The 24,506-nt window shown below is 42.9% G+C and carries 21 protein-coding genes; 11 read left to right on the top strand and 10 right to left on the bottom strand.

Annotation, left to right across the window (positions count from 1 at the left end; translation table 11 throughout):
- Window positions 1–53: 53 nt before the first annotated feature.
- Entirely contained in the window at window positions 54–674 is a 621-nt protein-coding gene (locus IPM65_00105; protein QQS44002.1) for a helix-turn-helix domain-containing protein, read from the top strand.
- Here the strand turns inward: IPM65_00105 and radA are convergent, their stop codons facing one another.
- Window positions 675–1,958, bottom strand: coding sequence for a DNA repair protein RadA (radA, locus tag IPM65_00100; protein QQS44001.1), 1,284 nt, complete (start codon window positions 1,956–1,958; stop codon window positions 675–677).
- A 70-nt stretch (window positions 1,959–2,028) separates the two neighbouring features.
- Between radA and nusA the strand changes: the two genes are divergently transcribed.
- The 7 genes from nusA to IPM65_00065 all read left to right on the top strand — a co-directional run bounded on the left by nusA (window position 2,029) and on the right by IPM65_00065 (window position 9,935).
- Window positions 2,029–3,180 (top strand): transcription termination factor NusA, encoded by a 1,152-nt coding sequence (gene nusA / locus IPM65_00095; protein QQS44000.1) that lies wholly within the window; start codon window positions 2,029–2,031, stop codon window positions 3,178–3,180.
- Window positions 3,181–3,241: 61 nt separating this feature from the next.
- A complete protein-coding gene (gene infB, locus IPM65_00090; protein QQS43999.1) occupies window positions 3,242–4,687 on the top strand; it encodes a translation initiation factor IF-2 in 1,446 nt (481 codons plus the stop codon).
- A 15-nt stretch (window positions 4,688–4,702) separates the two neighbouring features.
- Window positions 4,703–5,758 (top strand): hypothetical protein, encoded by a 1,056-nt coding sequence (locus IPM65_00085; GenBank protein ID QQS43998.1) that lies wholly within the window; start codon window positions 4,703–4,705, stop codon window positions 5,756–5,758.
- Window positions 5,759–5,807: 49 nt separating this feature from the next.
- Window positions 5,808–6,779 carry a DNA recombination protein RmuC gene (locus IPM65_00080; protein QQS43997.1) on the top strand — a complete coding sequence of 324 codons (972 nt, stop codon included), beginning with the start codon at window positions 5,808–5,810 and terminating at the stop codon, window positions 6,777–6,779.
- A gap of 48 nt (window positions 6,780–6,827) precedes the next feature.
- Window positions 6,828–8,516 (top strand): single-stranded-DNA-specific exonuclease RecJ, encoded by a 1,689-nt coding sequence (recJ, locus tag IPM65_00075; GenBank protein QQS43996.1) that lies wholly within the window; start codon window positions 6,828–6,830, stop codon window positions 8,514–8,516.
- Between the two features lie 85 nt (window positions 8,517–8,601).
- Window positions 8,602–9,153: a LytR C-terminal domain-containing protein gene (locus IPM65_00070; protein QQS43995.1), complete on the top strand. Its 552-nt coding sequence runs from the start codon at window positions 8,602–8,604 to the stop codon at window positions 9,151–9,153.
- Window positions 9,154–9,656: 503 nt separating this feature from the next.
- On the top strand, window positions 9,657–9,935 hold the full coding sequence (locus IPM65_00065) for a hypothetical protein (GenBank protein QQS43994.1): 279 nt from the start codon (window positions 9,657–9,659) through the stop codon (window positions 9,933–9,935).
- 4 nt (window positions 9,936–9,939) lie between these two features.
- On the opposite strand, the gene argS is transcribed toward IPM65_00065, so the two are convergent.
- Together argS and IPM65_00055 are read right to left on the bottom strand one after the other, a co-directional pair.
- Window positions 9,940–11,733, bottom strand: a complete 1,794-nt coding sequence (gene argS / locus IPM65_00060; GenBank protein QQS43993.1) for an arginine--tRNA ligase — start codon at window positions 11,731–11,733, stop codon at window positions 9,940–9,942.
- A 59-nt stretch (window positions 11,734–11,792) separates the two neighbouring features.
- On the bottom strand, window positions 11,793–13,139 hold the full coding sequence (locus IPM65_00055; GenBank protein QQS43992.1) for a cation:proton antiporter: 1,347 nt from the start codon (window positions 13,137–13,139) through the stop codon (window positions 11,793–11,795).
- Window positions 13,140–13,230: 91 nt separating this feature from the next.
- Between IPM65_00055 and IPM65_00050 the strand changes: the two genes are divergently transcribed.
- Complete coding sequence (locus tag IPM65_00050; protein ID QQS43991.1) at window positions 13,231–14,148, top strand: PEGA domain-containing protein; 918 nt, start codon at window positions 13,231–13,233, stop codon at window positions 14,146–14,148.
- Here the strand turns inward: IPM65_00050 and IPM65_00045 are convergent.
- The 4 genes from IPM65_00045 to IPM65_00030 are packed head-to-tail and all read right to left on the bottom strand — an operon-like array spanning window position 14,145 to window position 18,765.
- On the bottom strand, window positions 14,145–15,290 hold the full coding sequence (locus IPM65_00045; GenBank protein QQS43990.1) for a glycosyltransferase family 2 protein: 1,146 nt from the start codon (window positions 15,288–15,290) through the stop codon (window positions 14,145–14,147). The two genes, IPM65_00050 and IPM65_00045, sit on opposite strands and share 4 nt — an antisense overlap.
- A complete protein-coding gene (locus IPM65_00040; GenBank protein QQS43989.1) occupies window positions 15,287–16,234 on the bottom strand; it encodes an SDR family oxidoreductase in 948 nt (315 codons plus the stop codon). The genes IPM65_00045 and IPM65_00040 overlap by 4 nt, the downstream gene beginning before the upstream one ends.
- Window positions 16,231–17,526, bottom strand: coding sequence for a UDP-glucose/GDP-mannose dehydrogenase family protein (locus IPM65_00035; protein ID QQS43988.1), 1,296 nt, complete (start codon window positions 17,524–17,526; stop codon window positions 16,231–16,233). The genes IPM65_00040 and IPM65_00035 overlap by 4 nt, the downstream gene beginning before the upstream one ends.
- A gap of 45 nt (window positions 17,527–17,571) precedes the next feature.
- Entirely contained in the window at window positions 17,572–18,765 is a 1,194-nt protein-coding gene (locus tag IPM65_00030) for a hypothetical protein (protein QQS43987.1), read from the bottom strand.
- Between the two features lie 179 nt (window positions 18,766–18,944).
- Here IPM65_00030 and IPM65_00025 point away from each other — a divergent pair, with 179 nt between their 5' ends.
- Window positions 18,945–20,402 (top strand): hypothetical protein, encoded by a 1,458-nt coding sequence (locus tag IPM65_00025; GenBank protein ID QQS43986.1) that lies wholly within the window; start codon window positions 18,945–18,947, stop codon window positions 20,400–20,402.
- Window positions 20,403–20,407: 5 nt separating this feature from the next.
- On the opposite strand, the gene IPM65_00020 is transcribed toward IPM65_00025, so the two are convergent.
- Together IPM65_00020 and rfbB are read right to left on the bottom strand one after the other, a co-directional pair.
- Window positions 20,408–21,232, bottom strand: a complete 825-nt coding sequence (locus IPM65_00020) for a sugar nucleotide-binding protein (GenBank protein QQS43985.1) — start codon at window positions 21,230–21,232, stop codon at window positions 20,408–20,410.
- Window positions 21,229–22,239, bottom strand: a complete 1,011-nt coding sequence (gene rfbB, locus IPM65_00015; protein QQS43984.1) for a dTDP-glucose 4,6-dehydratase — start codon at window positions 22,237–22,239, stop codon at window positions 21,229–21,231. The genes IPM65_00020 and rfbB overlap by 4 nt, the downstream gene beginning before the upstream one ends.
- A gap of 263 nt (window positions 22,240–22,502) precedes the next feature.
- Between rfbB and IPM65_00010 the strand changes: the two genes are divergently transcribed.
- Window positions 22,503–23,303 carry an inositol monophosphatase gene (locus IPM65_00010; GenBank protein QQS43983.1) on the top strand — a complete coding sequence of 267 codons (801 nt, stop codon included), beginning with the start codon at window positions 22,503–22,505 and terminating at the stop codon, window positions 23,301–23,303.
- Here IPM65_00010 and IPM65_00005 read toward each other — a convergent pair.
- The gene (locus IPM65_00005; protein ID QQS43982.1) at window positions 23,298–24,113 is read right to left on the bottom strand and encodes a PAS domain S-box protein; all 816 of its coding nucleotides are present in this window, start codon (window positions 24,111–24,113) and stop codon (window positions 23,298–23,300) included. The two genes, IPM65_00010 and IPM65_00005, sit on opposite strands and share 6 nt — an antisense overlap.
- Between the last annotated feature and the right edge of the window lie 393 nt (window positions 24,114–24,506).

Here is a 24,506-nt window from a genome sequence, read left to right as displayed (position 1 = left end):
TATCGAAGCGGGGTTTTCCCCCGCAGTGTTAATTTGAACCAATTACTATCTTCATGATCACCGTCGGGAAACTTCTCAGAAAAGCAAGAGAACAGAAAAACATCACGCTTAAGCAGGCTGAAAAAGACACCCGTATTCGTGAACGATACTTAAGTGCAATAGAACGGGAAAACTGGGCAGCATTCACTTCCCGCGTCTACATCACGGGAGTAATCAAATCATATGCTTCATACCTGGATATTGATCCGGAAAAGGCAATGGCATACTTCCGTCGTGATTATGAAAAGAAAGAAGATGTCACTTTCAAAAAAAAACTTCCCTCGCTGCAGCTCCTTCCCGAGACGAAAAAGCTGCTTTTTGTGATTCTGGGAGCTGTTTTTGTTTTTTTTGCCGTATATTTCGGATATCAGTTTGATCAATATCTTTCTCCTCCGGGAGTTGAGATCGTATCGCCGAAAGAAAACGTTTTTCGAAATGTTCAGAAAATTACCATTATCGGCAAAACCGAGCCTGAGTCAACAGTATCTATCTACAATGAGGAACTGTTTCCAGATGATCACGGGTTATTCAGATATGAATTTCCTTTGAAAAAAGGGCTTAATACGCTTCAGATAGAAGTTACGGGTCCAAACGGTAAAAAAACGCTGCATGTAGAAGAATATATGCTTGAATGATCAAAGAATCATCTGATATAGTTCTTTAACGGTCCGGGCAGTAAGAGAAGATACAGGTTGTGAAAACTTCAGACGTTTTGCTTCATTTAGAATCTTTTCCTGACCGTAAATTTTTCTGATTTCTCCCAAAAGTCCGACTTCTCCCGTGAAAATACTTGAACCGGAAAGAGGTACATTCTTCACAGATGAAATAATGGAAGCCACAATCCCCAAATCGGCAGCCGGAGATTTCACATCAACACCGCCGATGACATTTATGTAGATGTCATATTTGCTTAAATTCAGTTTCAGGTGTTTCTCAATCACGGCAAGCAGAAGCAGAACTTTGTTGTAATCAACCCCCTTGACCACACGGCGAGGCATCGGCAAAAATGAAGTTGATGCAAGAGTCTGTATCTCAAAAAAGAGAGGACGTTTCCCTTCCATAATACCCACGAGTGCTTTTCCCGGGACGTGAAGTTTCTTATCTTCATCCACAAATGCCAGCGGATTGTTTACTTCTGACAATCCGTCTCCTTTCATTTCGAAAATTCCGATCTCATCTGTCGATCCGAACCGGTTTTTCTGTGCTCGAAGTACGCGGAAATTGGAGATTTTTTCTCCTTCAAAGTTCAGCACGGCATCGACCATGTGTTCAAGAGTCTTGGGGCCGGCAACATCGCCTTCTTTGGTGACGTGCCCGACAATAATGATCGGAATACCGGACTGCTTGGCAAGCCGGATCAGTGCAGCGCTTGCCTCACGAAGCTGAGAAACACTTCCAGGTGGCGATTCAACATTTTTTGTATAAATAGTTTGGACGGAATCAATTACGATTACATCCGGTTTGGCTGCTAAATCTTCAACTCCTTTTACGATCGACTCAACTTGAAGGGTATCGGAAAAAACAAACGATGACACGTCCATTTCCAGCCGGTCAGCACGTTCTTTTACCTGTTCGGCTGATTCTTCTCCTGAAATATACAGAGTGGTGAGATTTTTCAAACTTTGCAGAAGCAGTGTCGATTTTCCCACTCCGGGTTCTCCTGTCAGAAGAATAACCGCACCTCTAACAATTCCGCCTCCGAGTACCCGATCAAGTTCGAAAAGTCCTGTCGGTTTACGGTTTTTATCCAAAGCTCTGATATCTTTGAAGGCTGTTGTGGCAAATGATTCGACTTTTTTTGACCTCCCGGTCGTGGTTTCTTTTAATTCTTTGAAAGTATTCCATTCCTGACACGAGGGGCAGCGTCCCATCCAGGCCGCAGCTCCTTCACCGCAGTTTGTACAAACGTATTGTGCCATGGGTATATTGTACCTGAATAAAGCGCGTTCTTTCATTGAATTTCACGGTTTTTCTGTTAGAATTAGCTTTATGGTAATAGTAAAAAGTGAATTTGCATTAGCATTAAACCAAGTCGCTTCTGAGCGCGGAATAAGTGTTGACGATGTTATCGAGTCAATGGAAGCAGCCATTATGGCCGCATTCCGCAAGGAACATCCTGAGTTTTTTTCGGATGATCCTGAAGAAGACAACGGTATATCAGTAAAAATCGATATTAATACGGGTGAGACCCATATCATGCGTGAAGAAGAAGATATTACCCCTCCGGGATTCGGAAGAATCGCCGCCCAAACTGCCCGTCAGGTGATTATTCAAAAAATCCGTGAAGCTGAAAAGAAAACAGTCATTTCTCATTATCAGGATCAGGTCGGTACTATAATCCGCGGTCGTGTAATCCGACGTGATATGAGCAATGTTTATATAGATCTCGGTAAGGCCGAAGGAGTTCTGCCGCGGGAAGAACAAATCCGCAACGAAACATATATTGTCAACAACCGATATGTCTTTTATCTGAAAGAAATCGGCACTTCAAAAGCAGGATATTCACGAATTGTCCTTTCAAGAACAGCCCCGGAACTTATTTCCGAACTGTTCAAAAGAGAAGTTCCGGAAATAAACAGCGGCACAGTAGAAATAAAAAGTGTTGTCCGGGAACCGGGTGAACGCGCAAAGATTGCCGTATTCAGCAGTCAGAGCGGTGTCGATCCGGTCGGTGCATGTGTCGGACAAAAAGGAGTACGGGTGCAGACAGTCACTGATGAACTCAACGGGAAAGAAAAAATTGATATTATTCAGTGGAATGAAGATAATAAAGTTTTCATTATCAGCGCCTTATCTCCTGCACAAGTTATCTCAGTCGAAATTGATGAAAAGGAACATCGTGCTAAGGTCACCGTAAATGAAGAACAGGCCCCTCTTGCTATCGGAAAAGGAGGCGTCAACGTAAATCTGGCAGCACGCCTTACGGGTTATGATATTGACATAGTACAAATACCGTCAGAAAAGGACGAAAAGAAAGCCGAAGCAGCTGAAGAAAAACAGCCGGAAGCTTCTGAAAGTGTAGAATCAGAACAGGGAGAGGAAGCAACTGCAGAGCAGTCCGCAGAAACGGAAGCTGCAAAAACGGAACATTCTGAAGAAACTGAAGAAGCTGATGCATCCGAAGAGAAAAGTAAAAAATAATATTTTGCTGTTTCTTCCTTCATAGTTGTAAAACGATACGTTACTAGTTACACATACTTATATGGTACGACCGCCGATTGTCACAATACTCGGACATGTGGATCACGGAAAAACAACACTTCTTGATACCATAAGAAAAAGCCGCATAGCTGCCAAAGAACATGGCGGTATCACGCAACGTATCGGAGGTTATGAAATCCATACCGGTATAAAAGGGTATGAAACGGACAAAATTACTTTCATTGATACCCCCGGACACGAAGCCTTTTCAAAACTGCGTTCCAGAGGTGCAAATGTTGCGGATATTGCAATTCTGATCATTGACTCAACCGATTCCGTCATGCCTCAAACGATCGAATCAATCGCGCATATCAAAAGTGCAGGTATTCCGTATATCATCGCCCTCAATAAATCAGATCTTCCGACTGCAAATCCGAAACGGGTGCAGAGAGATCTTCTGAAACATGAAGTGATTACCGAAGAAATGGGAGGAGATATTGTCGCTTTGCCGATTTCAGCAAAAAGCGGAGACGGCGTACCCGAACTTCTTGAGTCGATCCTGCTTATTGCATCCGACCTGAAGCTTGCCTATAAAAAAGAAAATCCTGCATCTGCATATATTGTTGAAACAAAAAAAGATCAGCGGGGTGTCGTTGTAAGCGCCATCATTAAAGACGGTATGCTGAAAGTGGGCGACGACGTATACACAAATCAGGGCAAAGTCCGTGTCAGATCACTTATCAATGATCTCGGGAAAACACTGCGTGAAGTCGAGCCTTCTACTCCGTTTGAGCTCTTAGGATTCTCAGAAATGCCTGAGGTCGGGACATTTATCACATCGGAAGAACAGAAAATTAAGGAACAGGAAAAGCAGGCAACAGGGCCGCAACGTGCCGATTTTGATGCATTTTTAAGCGGTGAAGCACCGACAAAAAAGCTTTCAGTCGTGCTGAAAGCGGATTCACAAGGATCTCTTGAGGCAATCACCAATGCGTTGAGTAAGAATGAAAATATTGAAGTAAGGCTGAATGCGGTCGGGGATATCCACAGATCTGATATTTTCTTGGCAAAAACGACCAAATCAATTGTCATCGGATTCTCAGTACATTCAGACAATGAAGTAAAAGAGCTTGCCAGACAAGAAAAAGTTATTATTAAAACCTACAATATCATTTATGAACTGCTGGAAGAACTTGAAGAAGTAAGTGCCTTATTGATGGAAAAGGAACAGCAGGAAAAGAATTTGAAAGCACAGGCAAAAGTACTGGCAACATTCATAATTGAAGGGGAGACCATCTTCGGATCTCTTATTACTAAGGGAAAAGTGAATATTGGTGATCCCGCTGAAATCTACCGCGGTGACAATCTTATAGGAAAAAGCCGCCTTATCTCCCTCAAGATCAGGGCTAAATCTGTCCAGGAGGTCAAGAAAGACCAGGAGTGCGGAATGCAATTTTCACCTGCACTTGACATAAAGGTTGGTGATATGATAAAATTTATCCTATAATATTTTTATACGGATATGATGCCCACCAATCAGCAGCCGGAAGATGCTGCAAAAACAATCGGACAAATAAAGGAAGTCATTGCAAAAAATGACTCAGGTATCATTGTGCTTCCTACCAAACCCACCTCAGACGCCATTGCAGCGGGAACCGCTCTTTATATGGCTCTTACCAAAATGGGGAAAAATGTGACTCTTGTTGCTTCGGCAGTCCCGGAGAGTGATTTGGTCGGAGTTGATAAAATCAAAACTGAGCTGAATACGGGCGGAGACAATCTTGTGATTTCATTCCCGTATGAAGAAGGTGCAATCGATAAGGTCGACTATAATATCAAAAATGAACGGTTCAATCTGGTTATTATCCCCCGTGAAGGACATGAAAAACTTGAACCGAAAGATGTCCAATTCTCTTATAGCGGAGGGAAAATCGAATTTATTATCACAATAGACACTCCGAATTTGAATGCAATCGGTGATTTGTACCAGAAAAATCAGCGTGACTTTGAAGGACAGACCATCATCAATATCGACAGACATCTGATCAACAATTCATACGGAATGATCAATTATGTCATTAAAACAAGTTCTTCTACATCTGAGCTTGTATTGAAAGTAATCGACGGAATAAAAGCACAGCTTGACAAAGATATCGCAACCAATCTGTATGCAGGAGTTGTGGCAGCAACCAACAACTTTACCGCATATTCAGTCAATGCAGATACGTTTGAAGCAGTAGCAACATTACTTCGTGCAGGAGCAGTAAAGAAACCGATGGTACCGACACAGAGTCAATTTACCCGTCCGCAACAGCAACCGATGCCTATGGTACCCGGTATGGGCCAGAGACCCTCATTCCCGCAGATGAATCCGTTCCAGAATTTCGGACAACAGCAACAGCAGCCGATGCAGAAACCAGTACAGCCTCAGCAAATGCCGCAAAGACCTGATGAAAAACAACAGCGCCAGCTTGAAGAGGTCGAAAAAGCTCCTCAGTCTCAGGAAGGTCAAAGGAACATTGTAGAGGAAAATGATCTGAAACCGAAAATCTTCCAGGAAAGTGACGGTCTGATCTAACTTCATTCAACTTCTTTTCGCATAAGACAAGTACTGTATAATGTACTTCATGGATATTCTTCCTTATGTTTTCGTGCTTATTTCAACAGTCATCATACTTGTAGTCCTTCGTATGTGGTTTAACCGCATTGAAGAAAAAACTAAAATTTCGGAAGAACTGACGCAATGGCTCAAGCAAATGAGCGAATCCAATCGTCAGGTTGATCAGAAGCTGACTCACAACATGGATATGTTCAACGCCCGTCTTGATAAGGCGGCGCAGGCAATGATGGGTGTGCAAAAAAGTATAGGAGAATTTTCAGAGATTGGACGCTCCATGCAGCAGCTTCAGCAATTTCTCCAGTCTCCGAAACTGCGCGGTAATATCGGAGAGCAGGTTTTGAAAGAACTTCTTTCCCAGTCACTGCCGTCTGACACCTATGCTCTGCAATACGGATTTAAAAACGGTGAGAGAGTGGATGCGGTGATCAAAACCAGCCAGGGACTTATCTCGATCGACTCCAAATTTCCGCTTTCCACCTTTAAGAAAATGGCAGAGGAGAACGGTGAAACACAGAAGGAACTTCTGCAGAAGGAGTTTGTCCGTGATGTAAAAAAGCATATAGTATCGATTTCAAAAAAATATATTCTTGTTGCTGAAGGGACACTGGATTATGCGCTGATGTACGTGCCTTCCGAAAGCGTATATTACGAAATTATCAATAACGGAGATCTGTATGATTATTCGGCAGAGATGCGGGTGATTCCCGTTTCTCCGATGAGTTTTTATGCATATCTGAAAGCGATTCTGATTTCGCATGAAGGAGCTCGTATACAGAAGCAGGCAAAAGAAATTCTCTCCACGCTTCAGGCGATGAGGAATGATTATGAGAAGGCAGAAGAAGCAGTTTCCGTCCTGAATAAGCACATCAGCAATGCGTACAATCAGTCTTCGAATGTTGTGCAGCATTTGTCGAAGCTGGGACAAAAGATAGAGTCGACGGCTTCTTTATCAGCTTCTGATGAGAAGATGCTGGAGTAAAACGGGGTTCTTCATTCCTGACACCCAAGAAGTTGTTTGAATAAAATAATGAAAATCCAAGTAAAACACACAATTAAACCCGGTGAAAAACTACAACCGCAGGAGATTGTGGATATTATTTTAAAAACCCGAAACATTAATGATAAAGAGACCTTTCTCAATCCCCCGTCTCCGCTGAAATTTACTCTGAAAGATTTCGGTTTTACTAAAAGGCAGATTGACCACGCGATGGATCTGCTTCAACAGATTTTTGACAAAAAGCAAACAATCGTTGTGTATACGGATTATGATGCCGACGGAATCACGGGCGGTTCGGTGCTTTGGGAGACGCTTCATACAATCGGATTCAACGCCATGCCGTATGTCCCTCACAGACAGCACGAAGGATACGGATTTTCAAAAATAGGGATTGATAATGTGAAAAAAGAATTTGATCCCGCACTCATCATCAGTGTGGATCACGGAATTACGGGAGTGGAACAGGTTTCATATGCTAAGTCGATCGGTATCCCAGTCATCATCACGGACCACCACCACAAACAGGAAAAAATTCCTGAGGATGCAGAGGAAATTTTTCATATCCCGGCGCTGTCAGGTTCGGGAACTGCATATTATTTCGCAAAAGAAGTTTTTCTTCATTTTAAAAACCAGATATCCGAGACAAAAGTCAAGGAATTAAAGCGACATTTTGAAACGGATTATCTGTCCCTCGCAACAATCGGGACTGTGGCGGATCTTGTCCCGCTCGTCGGTCCTTCACGCAGTGTCGTCCGGGCTGGCCTTGCCGCATTCCCTCATGTCCGGCGTCACGGGATCCGTCAAATCTGCAAGCAGGCGGAAATTGACGGTAAAATCATTTCTCCGTATGAAATCGGATTTATCATTGCCCCGCGAATCAATGCTGTCGGAAGACTGGAGCACGCGATTGACGCTCTCCGGTTACTGTGTACCACCAGTGAAGAACGTGCGGCAGCACTTGCAAGCAAGGTCGGAGAGATGAATACCACAAGACAGGATCTGGTAAAAAAACAGGTGGAAGAAGCCGTTGTGCAGGTCCAGAAGATGAAAGAACTACCAAAGCTTTTAATATTGTACTCTGACCATTGGCATGAAGGTGTGATCGGACTTATAGCATCAAGCATTCTGGAAAAATATTATCGTCCCACAATCGTGATGACAAGAGGTGACGGGTTTTACAAAGCCTCGGTTCGTTCGATCCCGGGTTTTCATATCACTGAGTTTCTCGGCGGTCTTCAGGAATATCTGAAAGGATACGGCGGCCATGCGGCTGCTGCCGGATTTACTCTGCCTGCTGAGAATCTTGATATTTTTATGAAAAAGGCAATTGATAAAGCGTCAAAACAACTTTCGGATGATGATCTGGAACGTATTATCCAAGCTGATATGCAGATTCCGCTCAGCAATCTGTCTGTCAGATTGTCCAGGTTGATTGATACCCTTGCACCATTTGGTGTGGGAAATCCGAAGCCGGTATTTATGAGTGATGCTGAGCTATTGCATGCAAAAATACTCGGGAAAAACAGGGATCATCTGAAACTTTCAGTGAAGCAGCCTGATATGAGATCCGTTCCCATCGATATGATTGCATTCGGTCAGGCATCAATTTTTCCGGAGCTTTCGAAAGGTCAAACCGTCAAAGTCGTTTATCAGCTGGATATCAATAAATGGAACGGAAATGAAGATTTACAGGGCGTTGTACAAAAAATAATTCTTTAGTTCTTACAAATCCTTGACACCAAATCTAATAAGTGAGTTATAATAGTTTTGGAAACTTCATTACATATTTTTTAAATGTATACCTATGTGGAAAGCAGTAATCGCAGTCATAATTGTAGCGCTCATCGGAGCGGGAGGATATTTGTACTATCAGTCAACACGGACAAGTACGCCGGTTACTGAAACTTCAACGACACCTACGCCGGAAGAGATCGCAACACCGACTCCTCAGGAAGTTGACCGTGCGCAGTACTCCATTGAGGTACAAAACGGCAGCGGTATCGTGGGCAAAGCAGGAGAAGTCCAGCAATATCTTGAGGATGCAGGATTTACCGTAAGCGGGACTGCAAATGCCGACAGCTATGATTATGAAGCTACCGTCATTTATGCGTCATCTGATGTCGATCCGTCATGGGTAGAAGAACTTCGGAACGTGATCGGAGAAGAGTATGATGTCGAGGGTACAGTTGAAGAACTGGACATGGATACCGATGCTGATGTCGTAGTCATTGTCGGACAGAACAATGCTGACGGAGAGTCTATGTCTCCTGAAGAGGAAGAAGAAACTGATGTAACTCCGACAGAAAAGCCGGAAGCTACCAATACTCCAACACCCAGTCCGACCGTGAGTGAGTGATTACAGGATCAAGTTTTATATATAATCAATAAGTACTTCTTATATTAAATTAGTTGAGTAATGGTATAATAATATTGCTTCGCTAGAGTGAAATAGGATTGTATGCATAATCTTATATTCCGACACAGTGCGAAGTAAAGTCACTTTCCAACTCAATCGGAGGCCAAGATGGCTAAAGGTGGATGGGGAAAGATCATGCCTCAACGCGCTTCCTTTCGAAGTCTGACGAGGACGTATCGACAAAATGGTCAACAGTTCTACATGCCCTTTCCGCAGTTTAATCTGTTCACGGGGCAGGGAAACAGTCACGACCATAAGTTCTACGATCCGAACAGGCAACGTTCAGGATATGCCGGCGAAAACGCCGAGCGAAAACGCGGTAAAGGATGATCTGGTAGTGTAGCGTAACCATTGATAGCTCTTGTCATTGACAGCATATATGAGCTACACATATTTGTTCTGAAGTACAGAAGAGCTATCAATATTTCTACTATAATACTTATATGAAAAGACTTAATCTTTCACCTCAACAGATTGCTGATCTTATAAATCCTGCAATAAGCGATTTAAATATAAAAAATTGTGAAGAAAAGGGGTATCAATGGGTGGAAGACATTTTATATCAAGATCCAGTTGCAGATAATATTGAATCAGAAGAAGAGTTGATATTTTTCTGTGGAAAAGCAGTCAAGTATGTAAATAAAGGCGCTTTGTTGGGAAAAACCTCTCAAATGCCTACAGAATTCAATACTTATTACGGTGTGTATATTCCGAAAAAATAATTAATTACATCTTCTCTACGGTCTCGATACCGAGGAGGGAAAGTCCGTGTGAAAGGACTGTGGCTACTTTTTCCGTAAGGAGTATTCTGAAGTTTCTTGTATCTTCTTTCTTTTCTTTCAGTATCTGATGCTTCTGATAAAAAAGATTATATTTCTGTGACAGATCGTACAGATAAGTCGTGATATAATTCGGTGCAAAGTTGTTGGCGGCATCAGTCACAACTTCAGGGTATTTGATCAGAGTGCGAAGAATTGCCGTTTCTTCTTCGTGGAATGAAAGGGATCCCTCGACTTCGCTCGGGACGACGCTCACTTTATTCAGTACTGACTTACAGCGGACATACGTGTACTGGACATATGGACCGGAATTCCCCTGCATATTCAGAATCTCATCCCAATCAAAAACGATATCCAGATGAGAGCTTCTTTTCAGATCATTCCATTTGATGGCGCCGATACCTACTTTTTCTGCGACGTTACTTCTTAAGCCAAAACCCATGATGTTCTTTTTAGCAGAATCTGAGTGTTTATTGTTAATGGAAACCACTTCAGATCCTTCAAATTTGCTTTCATGCTTACTTAGTTCAAAAGCCCGTTTCGTTGCCTCCTCAAGTACATCCTCAAGCCAGATCGTATTTCCTTTTCTCGTGGACATTTTCATATCCTTAAATCGGTACATTCCGTGCTTGATATGGATGCGTTGTCCTTCTTTTGTCCAGCCGAGCATTTGTTCAAGCTCAAAAATTTGTTTGAAGTACAATGCCTGTTCGGCTCCGACTTCATTGATGATCATGACTTCCTGCCCGTAACGGGGATTTTCCAGTCGGAATTTATCAGTGGCAAGATCACGGGTAGAGTACAATGTCGCACCGTCCTGTTTGATAATCATAAGTGGCGGGAGCTTGTCATCAGGATAAAACACCAGTTCAGCTCCTTTACTTTCTTTCAGAAGATTTTTTTTGCGGAGTTCAGCAATCACGGGCTGCATTTTATCTTCAAAAAATGACTCTCCGTATCCTCTTCCTTCATTTTCTGTGAATGATATACCGAGTTTTTCATATATTTTATTGAACTCCTTCCATGACCAATCGATACATTTTTTCCACAGACGGCGTGCTTCCTCATCTCCTTCTTCCAGTTTCTTAAACCATTTCCTTCCTTCTTCCTCAATCTTCGGGTCTTTCTCTGCTTCTTCATGGAATTTGACATAGAGAGCCACCAGTTCTTTCACCGGATTGTCGGATAGTTCAATTTGCTGTTCGTTTCCCCATGTTTTGATCGCATATATTTGCTTTCCGAATTGTGTCCCCCAATCACCGAGGTGATTATCCCGAAATACCGTCGCACCGGTTGCAGACAACAGATTTGCTACTGCGTCACCGATGATTGTTGATCTGAGATGTCCGACCGTAAAGGGCTTCGCGATGTTCGGAGAGGAATACTCTACAATGATACTTTTACCCTGATACGTGATGTTGTTTCCGAATGATGAATCGATATTTTGGAGAGTATTCAGTAACTTATCTTTTGAAATCCAGAGATTGATAAATCCAGGTTTCATAACTTCCACTTTCTCGATCAACCCATCCTTTTCGATATTGTCTGCTATTTCCTGGGCAATCTCCATAGGGTTTCTTTTTGTTGTTTTTGCAAGTTGTAAAGCAACCGATACGGAGTAATCTCCGAACCCTTCCTGTGCAGGAGCCGAAACATTCAGCATTTCAGTCGGCATTCCCATTTTTTGCAAAGCCCGTGAGATTTTTTGACGGATTTTTTCCTTTGTCATGAGTTCAATCATACCATAAACACGGATGGAATGGTGCGATAAACCGCATTGCTGCAATTCAAACTTTGATGTTACGCTTCTTTGGCAACACCGATTTTCCTCGCGATAAGAGGAGTAAGAGGAGGCTCGAGAATAAGCGTAAGAAGAATGATCCACATACCGATCGCAATGACAAAATCTGACTGAATAATGTCAAAGGTTGCTGCAATAACAAGAAGTATTGCCGCAATGATTCCCGTCTCCCGGATGAAACTTAAAAATACGAGATCTTTGATCTGAAACACTCCCTGATACCACCAGGGAGCTAGGGAAATAAAGACGACAATAGGACGCAGCACAAACATAAAAATAAAACCGGCGGCAAGGCCGACGGGTGCAAGCTGAATAAGAGTTGAGACAGGGACGAGTGCACCGAGAATGATAAAGATAAACGGTTTTATCAAATGATTCAGAATACTCTCATAAAAATGAGAGATTTTTTTGATGCCCCCGATGACCTCAGTGAGAAGTCCGCTGACAAATGCGGCTAAGAAACCTGCCCCGCCGAGTATGTTCCCTAAAACAAACGTAAATATCGGTACGGCAAGAACAAGTGCAGGATCCGCTTCTTCAGACTTTTCCTGCCCGTAGTAAAACCTTTTGATAAGAGTAAAGCCGAAATATCCGACCAGAATTCCTGAGATAATCTGCAGAGCAAAAGCATCATAGGTGCTTTTCTGAAGCAGCGGGACAAAATACGGGATAATTCCCGTCTGCATGGCAGGAGCGGAAATCAAAGCAAGAAGCAGGAATCTGGTGAAGATACTTCCGCTGACATCGGTAAGTGCTGACTCGGAAATGGCGATTTGTTTGAGCTCGGGTCTGGTAAATTTCAGTGATTTCAGCGTCGGGATAATGGCCGTCGGATCAGTAGAGGCAAGTGCCGCACTGAGGATAAGGATAGACGGAATAAGTGCAGGAGTAAAATTGCCCATCAGGTTCATAAACCCATACATGACAAAAGCAAAACCGACTGAACTGATGATTACACCAAGAAGCGACAAAGCGGCAATCGGCATAAACCATTTTTGAAAATTGCGAAACGGTATCTCAAGTCCGCCGGCAAAAAGAATAATGGCTCCGAATACCTCCATAAGAATTTTCAGACTTTCAACATCTTCCGTAAAAAATGACAGAAACGGTTGTAATGCCATCCCGGCAAATATTGCCCAAACAAAAGACGGAATTATTGTTTTCGGGGCAATCCTATTGATGTAGTAGCCGATAAACAGCATCGATCCTATCACGAAAAGCTGAAAATCGACTTCATGCATGAAATGACTTTCTTCCTCCAGAAATGAGTGGGCAATAAGCGAAAGGATTGTAAGGAATATAATCAGAGTGAGGTAAGGGATAAAAGAACGAAGTTTTTTTCTCATATCATATTGTCATATTAGCATACATTTCCCGGCATTCGCAATCTGACTGTATTGCAAAACAGGTTTAAGTTGATAGAATAGAGACACGCATATGAAAAGAAAGCTGACTGTCATTGTTGCACTTATTGCAGTGTTTATCCTGTTCATCCTTGTCCGGTTCTTTCTTTTTGAAAAAACAAACCAGCTGGGGAGGATAAAAGTACTCTCATCTCCGACAGCCGGTGTGTTCATAAACAATGAACCCAAAGGAAAAACACCGTTTGAAGAGAAGGTTCCTCCCGGCGAATACACCATAAAACTTATTCCTGAAGGCGAAGACAGCAAAACTGTCTCCTGGGAAGGGAAAGTCACGGTACATGCCAATACCCTTACATATATCAGCCGTGCACTCGGTACTTCAGACCTGACATCAGCCGGCGAGATATTGACCGTCACGAAAATGGAAAAGAAACCCAAAGAAGAAACCGGTGAGGTCTCCGTCGTCACAGACCCTGCAGGTTCAATTGTATTTCTTGACAATGATGAAAAAGGTATCGCGCCGCTCACTCTCAAAGACGTTCCGGCCGGTGAACATGAACTTGCCGTGTATCTGCCGGGTTTTTTCAGAAGAACACAGAAGATAAATGTGGCAAAAGGATACTCAGTGGAGGCCATCTTCAAGCTTGCCCTTGATAAAACGCACAAGACTCTGGAGCAGGAACTGACTGAGCAGCAAAAAGAAGCTTCCGAATCCGCTTCTGCAGAGACTGAGGAAGGGTCAGAAACCGATGAAACGGATTCAGATACAAAGTCAGCAAGTACTTCTACTAAAAATACACTGACGATATCCGATACTCCGACCGGATTTCTGAATGTCCGTGACGAGCCTTCTACGTCCGGTGCTCAGATCGATCAAGTCAGTCCCGGAGATGAATATGAATACACCGATGAGAAAAACGGCTGGTATCAGATCAAGCTTTCAGACGGGACGGAAGGTTGGGTATCAGGAGACTACGTTGATGTGAATTAATTATCCTTCCAGACGATCTTATTGTAGAAGAAGTACGAATAGGGAATGACCACAAGAATAATGATAAGGATCTTATAGATAATCCACGTATGCAGCTCAAGCGAACTCAGATGCAGGACGCGGTCTCCGAAAATCGTAAGAGCAAGCCACATTCCGACTCCCTGAATGACAACGGATCCTGAAGAAACCAGATTGAATTTCAGTAAACTGAAGAGAAGTGAAGTAGACCTTCTTATGCGCTTGTGGGCAAAGCTCCAGTAATTATTCAGCATAAAATTCGAGATAATTGCAATTTCCGCACTCATCATATTTGACAATACTTTCGAAATATTAAATGAGTGAATAAAAAGGTAAGCCAAACTGAAATCGACAATAAATCCGATCCCACCGACCACGCAGAATTTCACAAAAGGGGAATGCTGAATGACATATATAAATGTCTGAATAATGTATTCGAGCGAGTTAATTTTTGAGACGCCTTCTTTGCGGTCCTTAAAATTGATCGGCACTTCCCCAATCCGCGCTTTTGAAAGAATAGCGTTATCAAGAAGCGCCACCTGAAAAACATATCCGGTGTACCCTTCGAGTTTTGCCAGATTATCACGTAAGACCCAGGCTTTGATCGCACGGTATCCCGTCGTCCAGTCAGTAATACGGAATTTCATATATCCGATCCTGATGAACCAGTTGGCAAAAAATGAAAATACTTTCCGATGAAGCCCCCAATCGGCAGGAATAGATCCGCCGGGGCGGTATCGGGATCCGATGACAAAGTCTGCACCCCGTTCAATTGCTTTCAAAAATTCAGGAATTTTCTTTGGATCGTGTGACAAATCCGCATCCATCTCAAAAAGAACATACGGCTTTAATTTTTCAAGGCTTGTCTGAAAGCCTTCAATATAGGCTTTTCCCAATCCTTCTTTTCTTGTATGAATGACGTGAAGATTGCGATATTTCTTTTTATCGGAGTTGTATAAATCTTCGACAATCTTGCCGGTATGATCAGGAGAGTCACTGTCAACGACTACGATATGAATTTCCCAGTTCGGGATCCCTTCAGCAATATCAAAAATCTGATTGATCAGCTTTGTGATATTGTGTGCTTCGTTGTATGTCGGTAAAACTATAACTGCTTTTTTCATATTGTGTGAAGAGCACTTCTGAAGTACTCAATAGTTTTTGTAAGCCCTTCTTCAAGATGTATTTCAGGTTGCCAGTTCAGCATTTCACGTGCTTTGGTAATATCCGGTTTGCGCTTTTTCGGATCATCCTGACCGATCGGATGATAGACAATTTCTGAACCTGTTTGTACCATGCTTTTGATCATTTCGGCAAGTTCCTTTACGGTCTTTTCATTCGGATTTCCCAGATTAATGGTTTGGCCGTCAATCCCTTCGGTTTCGCCGAGTGCTGCCAGTCCCCGCACAAGATCCGAAACATAGCAAAAAGATCGTGTCTGAGATCCGTCTCCATATATCGTAATCGGTTTTGCCTGAATGGCCTGAGTGATAAAGTTGGAAACGACGCGGCCATCATCAAGTTCCATGTTCGGTCCGTACGTATTGAAAATACGGGCAATGCGGACATGTGTCCCGTATTTCATATGATACGTCATCGTTATTGCTTCTGCATAGCGTTTTGCTTCATCATAACATGACCGTTCACCTGCAGGATTTACGTTTCCCCAGTAGGTTTCTTTTTGTGGGTGTTCGAGCGGATCTCCGTATACTTCCGATGTTGAAGCCAGAACTATGCGATCACATTTTCCTGCTCTTGCAAACTCCAGAAGATGATAACTGCCCTGAGAGTTGGCAAGCATTGTTTCGACCGGATGTTTTTTGTATTGTACTGGTGAAGCGGGAGATGCCAAATTGAAGGCGATATCAACGTGAGGTATATCTTTCAGGTCATATGTTGAGACATCCTGCTCTACAAAAGTCAGAAGGTCAGGAGAAATACCGGCAAGATTGTTTTTGTTTCCGGTAATGAGATTGTCAACAACCCATACATGATGTCCTGCATTCGTGTAATGTCTCGTCAGATGAGAGCCGATAAAGCCCGACCCTCCCGTTATGAGAATATTCATACTGCTTGTCTTCCGGTAGAAATATAAGTAAATCCCCGATCTTTCATTTCCTGCGGTTGATAGAGATTTCGTCCGTCAATAATAAGCGGAGCGCTGAGTGCTTTCTTTACTTTTTCCAGATTAGCCTGTTTGAACTCATTCCATTCAGTAAAAATCAGCAGCGCATCTGCCCCTTCTACCGCTTCGTACATGTCATCAACATATGTGATTTTGTCACCGACCGTGCGCCGTACATTGGACATGGCAGCCGGATCGAAAGCACTAATCTCGTATCCCATTTTCAAAAGATCTTCGATAATATAAACAGCAGGAGCGAAACGGATATCATCCGTATTCGGCTTGAATGCCAGACCCCAGGCCGCCAGTTTCTTGCCTTTCACATTTGCGTTAACTTTATGAATAAAATTATCCCGTACTGTTCTGTTTATCCGTTCGACGGCATCTAGCAGTCCTGTGTCGAGTTCCAGATGTTTGCCTGTTTCGTTCAAGGCCATGACGTCTTTCGGGAAGCATGAACCCCCGTATCCGATCCCGGCACTGAGGAACTTGTGTCCGATACGATTATCGGCGCCGACTGCTTTTGTGATGGTTTCAATATCTCCTCCCGTTTTCTCTGCATACAGGGAAATCAGATTGGCAAAAGCGATTTTGGTGGCGAGCATGGCGTTTGATGCATACTTGATTATCTCAGCACTTGCCAAGTCAGTAATAACACGTTCTCCGGGGAGAGGTTTATGAACTTCTAGGAGTTTCTTAACTGCTTTTTGAGATTTTGATCCGATTACTACCCGGTCAGGATACACGGTATCATTGATGGCGGTTCCTTCCCGCAAAAACTCAGGGCAGGATGCGACGTCGACTTCGGCTCCTTCAGGTTTGACTTTGTTCAGAATTTCTTCAACTTTCAGATTCGTTCCCACAGGAACGGTACTTTTGCATGAGACAACAGTATACCCTTTTTTCAGATTTTTCCCGATATTGGTTGCGACATCAAGGACCGATGAAAGATCTGCTTCTCCGGTAGATGTAGGAGGTGTTCCCACTGCAATAAACACAACATCAGATTCGGGAATAGCTTTGTCATAATCTAACGTAAAATGGATGCGGCCGGCTTCAAGGTTCTTTTGGAGGAGTTCTTCGAGGCCCGGTTCATAAATAAGCGGATCTCCGTTCTTCAACCGCTCGATTTTGTCAGGCGTACGCCCGACAACCCATACATTATTTCCGAAGTCGGCGAAGACACAGGCTGTCACAAGGCCGACATAACCATGGCCGATAAATGTGATTGTCATATGTGAAATGATATATAATTGCACGCGAAAAAACAAGTAACAGAATTATACAGTAATTTTCTGACAATCCTGCAATATTCCCTGATCGATGATGCCGGAAAGGATTTGAGCATGCGGCAAAGCCAGAAAATCCTGCATCCACGGTTTTGAGAGCAAAGACTGAATGATGGCTTCGCTGGAGTCCGGATGCCGGGTTTCAACAAAAATATTCCGCAGAGTACTAAAGGATGAACCGGGCTGTTGTGCATGTTCAAGTGCATGAGTTACAGCATACTGCGCCTGTTGTGTGATTTCAGCTATTGCCGGTTCATTGATCTGAAAACCTCTGTCCTGATGATACATGCGCGGTCCCCGCAGTGCAAAAACCTGATTCGGAAATCCGAATGTGTTCGGATATTTGACTTTTGCTGGTCGTGGGTCAGTTGATATAAGCAATGTGTGCGGATTTTGAATTTTTTGATATGAAGGCAGGTTCGGTATTGCACTGTTTATTCCTCTCAGGACCCGTTCCTTTCTTTCCAGCAACTCAGCGATAAACTCAGGAATACTTCCCGTATCAAGTGCCGGAACTCCTTCCGCGTAGACCGCTTCGGGATCGTAACTATTTTGGGTCATTGCTTTAATCATCTGTTCGATCGGGATGCAGCTGTTGACTGATCTTCCCCGATCGGAGTAAACGGCAAGTACTTTGTTTTTACCCGTGAGATGATCCTGTGCCAATGCAGTGGTCGGAGTATCAGTGTATCGTGCAATTTGTGAGGCGGTTACGACAGCGTTTAATACCGGGTCCTCATGAGTGACTAAGTTATGGACGAATTCGGTAATATCTCCTTTGTGGATATGAGGATCATAATTTCCGTTTTTTTCTAAATGGGCTTTCCCGTCCTGTCCGCCGCACCCGTTCGGTCGGACACCGGGCAATGCAGTTTCCCCATCGTAATGAGCCACAACTGTGACTCCCCGGCAAAACTGAAGAAGCGGGATAAACGGCTCTCTGGTACCGGCTGCCGCGATAGATCGCAGATAAAAAGCATTTGCCGGTAAAATAAGCCGGGCATCGGCACATCCCCATATCAGATCAAGTTCTCCTTTATCATGCAAGTCGTCCCATTCACCCCGTGCATTGTATGCAGGATACGATTGATTATCTTTGTAAAGACGCTCAGGTGACAACGTCACCAATTCCGGTGAAGAAAGTTGTTCAGGTCCGAGGTTATGACAGTACTCAGTTTGGGGCATAATCTTATAGAATTAATTGATATTGTTAATTTTCTTTTTAAGTTAATGTAAAGTGAGAAATATAGCCTAAATATAGGAGCTATAGTAAAAAAGCGTTATACATATCGGTGATATATTGAGAACCGGTTAGTACGGGAGTAAATTATCTACTATTATTTAATCGGAGTATAATTCCCGGTATGAAACATAAAAATCAAACAAAACACGCTAACGATTCTTCCGTACATCGCTATGCACTGAACAGACATCATAAATCGGCACTGACCAAATACCTGAGTTCCTATTGCAAAGAGTTCTTTTCTTCAAAATCGTCGCTTTCCCAAGAGAATATTGAAAGGGTTTCTTCATACCTGGGCAGACATGAGTTTATTACAAAGAAATATTTATCACCGGAATTCCAGCTTTTTACTCAATTGGCAAAAAATTTGTTCCCGAACGTAAGAGCGGGGAAAATTGCATGTATTGACGGTCGGGAATCCCGGGTCATTCAGGACGGAAAGGTTTTCAGCCGTTGGTCAATATCTGCAGGAATACCGACTTTGATCTACAGAAACGGAAAAAAACATCTTGCATCGGGAAGATTGCGTGCGGCCATTTTGTCAGTAGCAAAGCAGAAAGGTGAGATATTTGAACTCATGAAGATTCATACTTCAAGATCAGCCCCACTTGATCATGGCTGTGCTGCGCTGAAACGATTAATCATGCAGGAAAACAACGGCACATTGCCGGCGGATGCAAATCTGGTCAAAACGGGAATCAAACTACTGCAGGAACGGAAGGCGGTAATTCGGGATTCATTTAACGCTGTAAGAAAAGAATTGAGACTTCCCACCATGAAGAAAGTTACGGTGTTGGGATTAAGCGACACTGATACTCTCGGACTGACATTTATGGGCAATGATGAAGAAACTCCGCTCAGTACCGTTGATATTGCACAACGGCTTTTCCCGTCATTCGGTCCGTACATTCAGGATCTGTACGGAAAAAAATACTCAAAGATAGGCCTATTTAAGGAATCATTCGTCATGCCTGAATCAATTATACCGTTTGAGGATATGAATTATCATATTTCATCAACACTCATGGAGTATAAACCGTTTATTGATGAGCTGCAGAAGTATATAAGAAATTCCAATCTGAACTTGCTTACGGATAATCAGGTTCGTGCCTTTTACTATACAGCAGCAAGGAATTTAGCGAATCAGTATTTACTCGGATTTTATATGAATGAGGGGCATCCTCACCATCCGCTTGCGACACACGGTGAGAAGTACGGAAGCATATCGTTTGACGGTATACATGTCGGCCAGCTTGATCCCGGACACCAGACACTGAAGGCAAGTCCGTCAACGGAACAGGATGCACTGGACCAAGCAGAAATTCAGCACGCAGTACTGCATGCTAATAATTCTGAGAAGCCTCATGTATTGTTTGTAGTAACCGCTGTCCCGCAAGCTGTCCTTAATGATGAGAAAGCAATGACCGGATATCGGGGAGTGAACTATAACTTTTTGAATTTGATTCTCAACAATACAGTATTTTCAAAACTGGTACAACAGAAAGAGTTGTTGCCTGTACCTGTGCTGCTGAATGAGTCAACACGGGAAATCGTAGAAATTCCGAATCAGATGGTGTAGTCCGATTAGGAATCCAGAAGTGCAAGTCCTTCTTCAAATGTCTTCATCGGTGTGAAGATATTCTTTGATGTCATAATTATCGAATACTGCGGTCTTTCGGCTTTTCCTTTCATATATTCTTTGTAAGTTGTCGGCATGATAAGTGATTCAGGCAGTTCATAGTGCTTCGCAATGATAGTCCCGACTTCGAAGGGCGTATATGATTTTGTACCTACCAGATGATAAATCTCCGGTTTGTAATGAGTAGCTAGATATTCAAGTCCCATCGCAATATCATCGATAAAGGTAGGGGTCATTGCTGAATCGGCGATCATGGTGATCGGTTTATTGTGTTCAAGGATTTTCCGTAGTCTCTGGACGAAATCCGGCTTCTTTTCTGAAGCGTATCCATATGGATAACTGATGCGGACAATCATAGCCTGATTATCCACAACCTGCTCTCCTTCATACTTCGTTTGTCCGTAGTATCCGATGGGATTCGGTTTACTTTTTTCATCAAAAGGTGGAATTTTCCCATCAAATACAAAATCCGTCGAAACATATATCATTTTTTTGCCTGCATTCCTGACCTCGTCGAAAAGATTTTTTGTGCCTTTGACATTTACATCATGTGCCTTTTCTTTTTCGGTTTCCGCGCCGTCAACGTTTGTATATGCGGCCAAATGGAAAAGCAGATCGTATTCGGTTTTTCCCAGTACAGAGGAAACTGTCGGCTTATCGGTAATATCAAGATCACGACTCTCAAAAGCAATCATGTCATGCTTGCTTTTCAAAAGTTCTACTATCCGTGATCCGACTAGTCCGTTTGCACCTGTTACTGCAATTTTCATTGATTGTATTGTTTCTGATAATATTCCTGATAGGCTCCGGATTTGACATCCCGCCACCAGCTGTCATTTTCGCGATACCACTGGATTGTTTTTTCAATGCCTGTTTCAAAATTATACTGCGGTTCCCATCCGAGTTGTTCTTTTGTGCGGCTCCAGTCAATAGCATACCGTCTGTCATGGCCGGGCCGGTCTTTGACATATTCGATCATGTCTTCCCCTTTTCCCATTATCGTAAGAATTTTTTTGATTGCGTCAAGATTGGAAATATCATCGGTCAAACCGCCGATCAAATATGTCTCGCCGATTTGTCCTTTGGTCAGGATTGCATCTATTGCCAGACAGTGATCTTCGACATACAGCCAGTCACGGACATATTGGCCGTCTCCGTAGACCGGTACTTTTTTTCCTTCAATGATATTTGTTATCGCAAGAGGAAAGAGCTTTTCCGGGAAGTGATACGGACCGTAATTATTGGAACAGTTTGAAATTGTTATGGGCAATTCGTACGTTGTGTAATATGCACGGACAAGATGATCTGATCCTGCTTTTGAGGCTGAGTACGGACTGCGGGGATTGTAGGGAGTATCGACATGGAATTTCTCGGAGGTTCCGAGTTCAAGCGCACCGAAAACCTCGTCTGTTGATATATGATGAAATCTTTTTCCCCCATTTTTTAATGCCGATTCCAGAAGAACCTGTGTACCGAGGACATTCGTTTTTACAAAAGGGGTGGCATCCTGAATGGATCTGTCGACATGACTTTCTGCCGCAAAATGGACCACGGTATCAACTTCTGTCATGACCTGATCAACTGCCGTCCGGTCACAGATATCGCCTTTAACAAATGAGTAGTTGGGATTTTCTTCAACGGGTTTGAGGTTTTCAAGATTGCCGGCATAGGTCAGAGCATCAAAGTTGATGATTTGATCTTCCGGGTGCTGACGCAACCAGTAATGGATGAAGTTTGCGCCGATAAAGCCGGCTCCTCCTGTGACAAGTAATTTCATATACTTAGTATTTTATCATGTCGAAAGAGGAACGGTGAGAATGGTTCGCAATTTCTGTTATCCTGAACTTTGAGACAAAGGCTTATCTCCCTCGGGACGAGATTCAGGTTTTACAGTGAATGACTCGTAACCGAAAATTTGTTCAGAAGTGAACTCGCCATAATCCTGTCAGCTCAAACATCCACTTCATTCACAAATTTTGGTTACTTCGTGTGATTGTCAGGTGAGATTATTGCGCATTGTAAGCATGGTATAATGCCTGTATGTTCGATATCCTTCAAAATGCAGCCCGTGCTGCCGCAAAAATCCAGCTGCGATACTTCCGTACAACAGAACTTGATATTTCGCACAAAACAGATCATCAGAATATTGTCACGAAAGCGGATAAAGAATCGCAGAATGTGATGGAGCAGTGTATTGTACGTGAAATGAAAAAATCGAAAGGGATCAATGAGGAAGATATCGGGTTTATCGGGGAAGAAGATCTGAATACGGAAGGGAAGCATCATTTTGTGATTGATCCGATCGACGGGACTTCAAACTTCGCATCGGGAATAGATTATTTTTGCAGTTCTCTGGCATATTTTTATAAAGGAGAACTTCAGGCAGGGTTGATTTACAGACCTGCCCATGATGAAATGTACTTTGCTGAAAAAGGGAGAGGGGCAATGGTTATCATAGGAGGAAAGAATGTATCTCTAAACATGAAACGCCTTGATACCAAGAATTTGATGATGAGCACCAACTTCGGCGAGACGATGCGGAATGCCGATCAGTTGCCGCTTATTGAAAAATTGATGCCTTCGTATAGAGGCGTACGTGCTTTCGGAGCAGTAGCTCTCGATCTTGCAAAAGTAGCCGGAAATGAGATTGGAACATCCGTTGATAAAGGACCGTTTATATGGGATATATCGGCCGGGAAAATCATCATTGAGGAGGCAGGAGGGGTAGTGTTTGACTGGAAAGGGAAGGAAATTGAACTTGATTTGTCAGACAGAAAGAAACGATATAGCCTTATTGCCTGTCATCCTGAGATCAAGCCGATTATTTTATCATTGTTATGACGGTTTCTTCGCAAGAGGAAGCGAGATATAAAAGGTAGAACCTTTCCCCGGTTCGCTTTCTACCCATATTTTTCCCTTGTGCTTTCTTATTATTTCCTTTGAAATAAATAATCCCATCCCGAATCCGGGTGATTTTTGATCGGCCGATTCAAAAACCTGGTAGAGACGCTCAAAGATTTTTTCATGTTCTGATTCCGGTATCCCGATTCCTGAATCCTGTACGCTTACAATGACCTGTTTATCAGCTACCTCCGTCACGATAATGATCTCACTGTTTTTAGGTGAGTATTTGACGGCATTGGTAATGAGGTTTGTCAAAACCTGATAAATTCTGAATTTATCCGCATACACAAGAACAGGTTTGCCTCGATTGTATACGATCGGATGATGGGCTGCGGCTTCTTTGGTAAGTTCAATGGTATCCTGAATGACAGAGTGTATGTCAAATATTTCCTTTTGAAAAGTCAGTTTTCCAGTCTGGATTCTTGAAACATCGAGAAGGTCATCAACCAGAATTTGCAGTCTTCTGATTTGTTCCTGATTTTTATCGATAATTTTCTGAATTTCCCGGTCATGATAGTGTTTCATTTTGCGTTCAATGATATCGGTATACAGTTTTATACTGGTAAGAGGGGTCTTAAGTTCATGAGAAGCCATATTGACAAAGTCGTCCTTCCGGAGTTCAATTTTCTTTTGATCGGTGATATCAGAAATAATGGAAGCTGCTGCAATAATTTCCTCGTTGCGATTGCGGATCGGAGAAGCACTGACCTGAATATATCGGGTGTCTCCGTTTTTTTTGAAAGACAAACTCTCGGTTAGAAACGGATTTTCCTGTTTTGATAGCCTGAGTGATGGGAGAATCGGATAAGGTTATTTTTTCACAGGCATTTGTAGTGTCAAGTAATATTTCAGAATCCATTTTAAACCCGAGAGGTATGCTTATCCCCAGAATTTCAAAAAGACGATGATTTGATTGAATAATTGAGAAATCTTTATCTGAAACTAATACTCCTACAGGTAACTGCTGAAAAATGGTCTCGAGCCTCTTTTTACCGTTTGCTTCGCGCTCGATAAGCCGGTCAATTTCTTCTTTTAGCCACCCGATCACCCAGGCCAAAAGAAAGTATACGACACTGAGAAAAATGGTAGTCTCGATTGATGCTGAAAGACGCTCTCCCTCATATCCGCGTGAATAAATAA

The sequence above is a fragment of the Candidatus Roizmanbacteria bacterium genome (genome assembly GCA_016700135.1).
In the GTDB taxonomy this organism is placed as follows: Bacteria; Patescibacteriota; Microgenomatia; order UBA1406; family GWC2-37-13; genus UBA1450.
The sequence above is the reverse complement of the archived record's forward strand: the minus strand, read 5'-3'. Positions and strand labels throughout refer to the sequence as shown.

Excerpts from the sequence above, each read along its gene's own strand:
- IPM65_00080 (QQS43997.1), top strand. The coding sequence starts at position 5,808 with ATGGATATTCTTCCTTATGTTTTCGTGCTTATTTCAACAGTCATCATA.
- argS (QQS43993.1), bottom strand. The coding sequence starts at position 11,733 with ATGATTGAACTCATGACAAAGGAAAAAATCCGTCAAAAAATCTCACGG.
- IPM65_00030 (QQS43987.1), bottom strand. The coding sequence starts at position 18,765 with ATGCCCCAAACTGAGTACTGTCATAACCTCGGACCTGAACAACTTTCT.
- IPM65_00105 (QQS44002.1), top strand. The coding sequence starts at position 54 with ATGATCACCGTCGGGAAACTTCTCAGAAAAGCAAGAGAACAGAAAAAC.
- IPM65_00085 (QQS43998.1), top strand. The coding sequence starts at position 4,703 with ATGATGCCCACCAATCAGCAGCCGGAAGATGCTGCAAAAACAATCGGA.
- radA (QQS44001.1), bottom strand. The coding sequence starts at position 1,958 with ATGGCACAATACGTTTGTACAAACTGCGGTGAAGGAGCTGCGGCCTGG.
- IPM65_00045 (QQS43990.1), bottom strand. The coding sequence starts at position 15,290 with ATGAAAAAAGCAGTTATAGTTTTACCGACATACAACGAAGCACACAAT.
- IPM65_00010 (QQS43983.1), top strand. The coding sequence starts at position 22,503 with ATGTTCGATATCCTTCAAAATGCAGCCCGTGCTGCCGCAAAAATCCAG.
- IPM65_00055 (QQS43992.1), bottom strand. The coding sequence starts at position 13,139 with ATGAGAAAAAAACTTCGTTCTTTTATCCCTTACCTCACTCTGATTATA.
- IPM65_00035 (QQS43988.1), bottom strand. The coding sequence starts at position 17,526 with ATGACAATCACATTTATCGGCCATGGTTATGTCGGCCTTGTGACAGCC.
- IPM65_00020 (QQS43985.1), bottom strand. The coding sequence starts at position 21,232 with ATGAAAATTGCAGTAACAGGTGCAAACGGACTAGTCGGATCACGGATA.
- IPM65_00050 (QQS43991.1), top strand. The coding sequence starts at position 13,231 with ATGAAAAGAAAGCTGACTGTCATTGTTGCACTTATTGCAGTGTTTATC.
- nusA (QQS44000.1), top strand. The coding sequence starts at position 2,029 with ATGGTAATAGTAAAAAGTGAATTTGCATTAGCATTAAACCAAGTCGCT.
- IPM65_00070 (QQS43995.1), top strand. The coding sequence starts at position 8,602 with ATGTGGAAAGCAGTAATCGCAGTCATAATTGTAGCGCTCATCGGAGCG.
- IPM65_00040 (QQS43989.1), bottom strand. The coding sequence starts at position 16,234 with ATGAATATTCTCATAACGGGAGGGTCGGGCTTTATCGGCTCTCATCTG.
- infB (QQS43999.1), top strand. The coding sequence starts at position 3,242 with ATGGTACGACCGCCGATTGTCACAATACTCGGACATGTGGATCACGGA.
- rfbB (QQS43984.1), bottom strand. The coding sequence starts at position 22,239 with ATGAAATTACTTGTCACAGGAGGAGCCGGCTTTATCGGCGCAAACTTC.
- IPM65_00025 (QQS43986.1), top strand. The coding sequence starts at position 18,945 with ATGAAACATAAAAATCAAACAAAACACGCTAACGATTCTTCCGTACAT.
- recJ (QQS43996.1), top strand. The coding sequence starts at position 6,828 with ATGAAAATCCAAGTAAAACACACAATTAAACCCGGTGAAAAACTACAA.
- IPM65_00065 (QQS43994.1), top strand. The coding sequence starts at position 9,657 with ATGAAAAGACTTAATCTTTCACCTCAACAGATTGCTGATCTTATAAAT.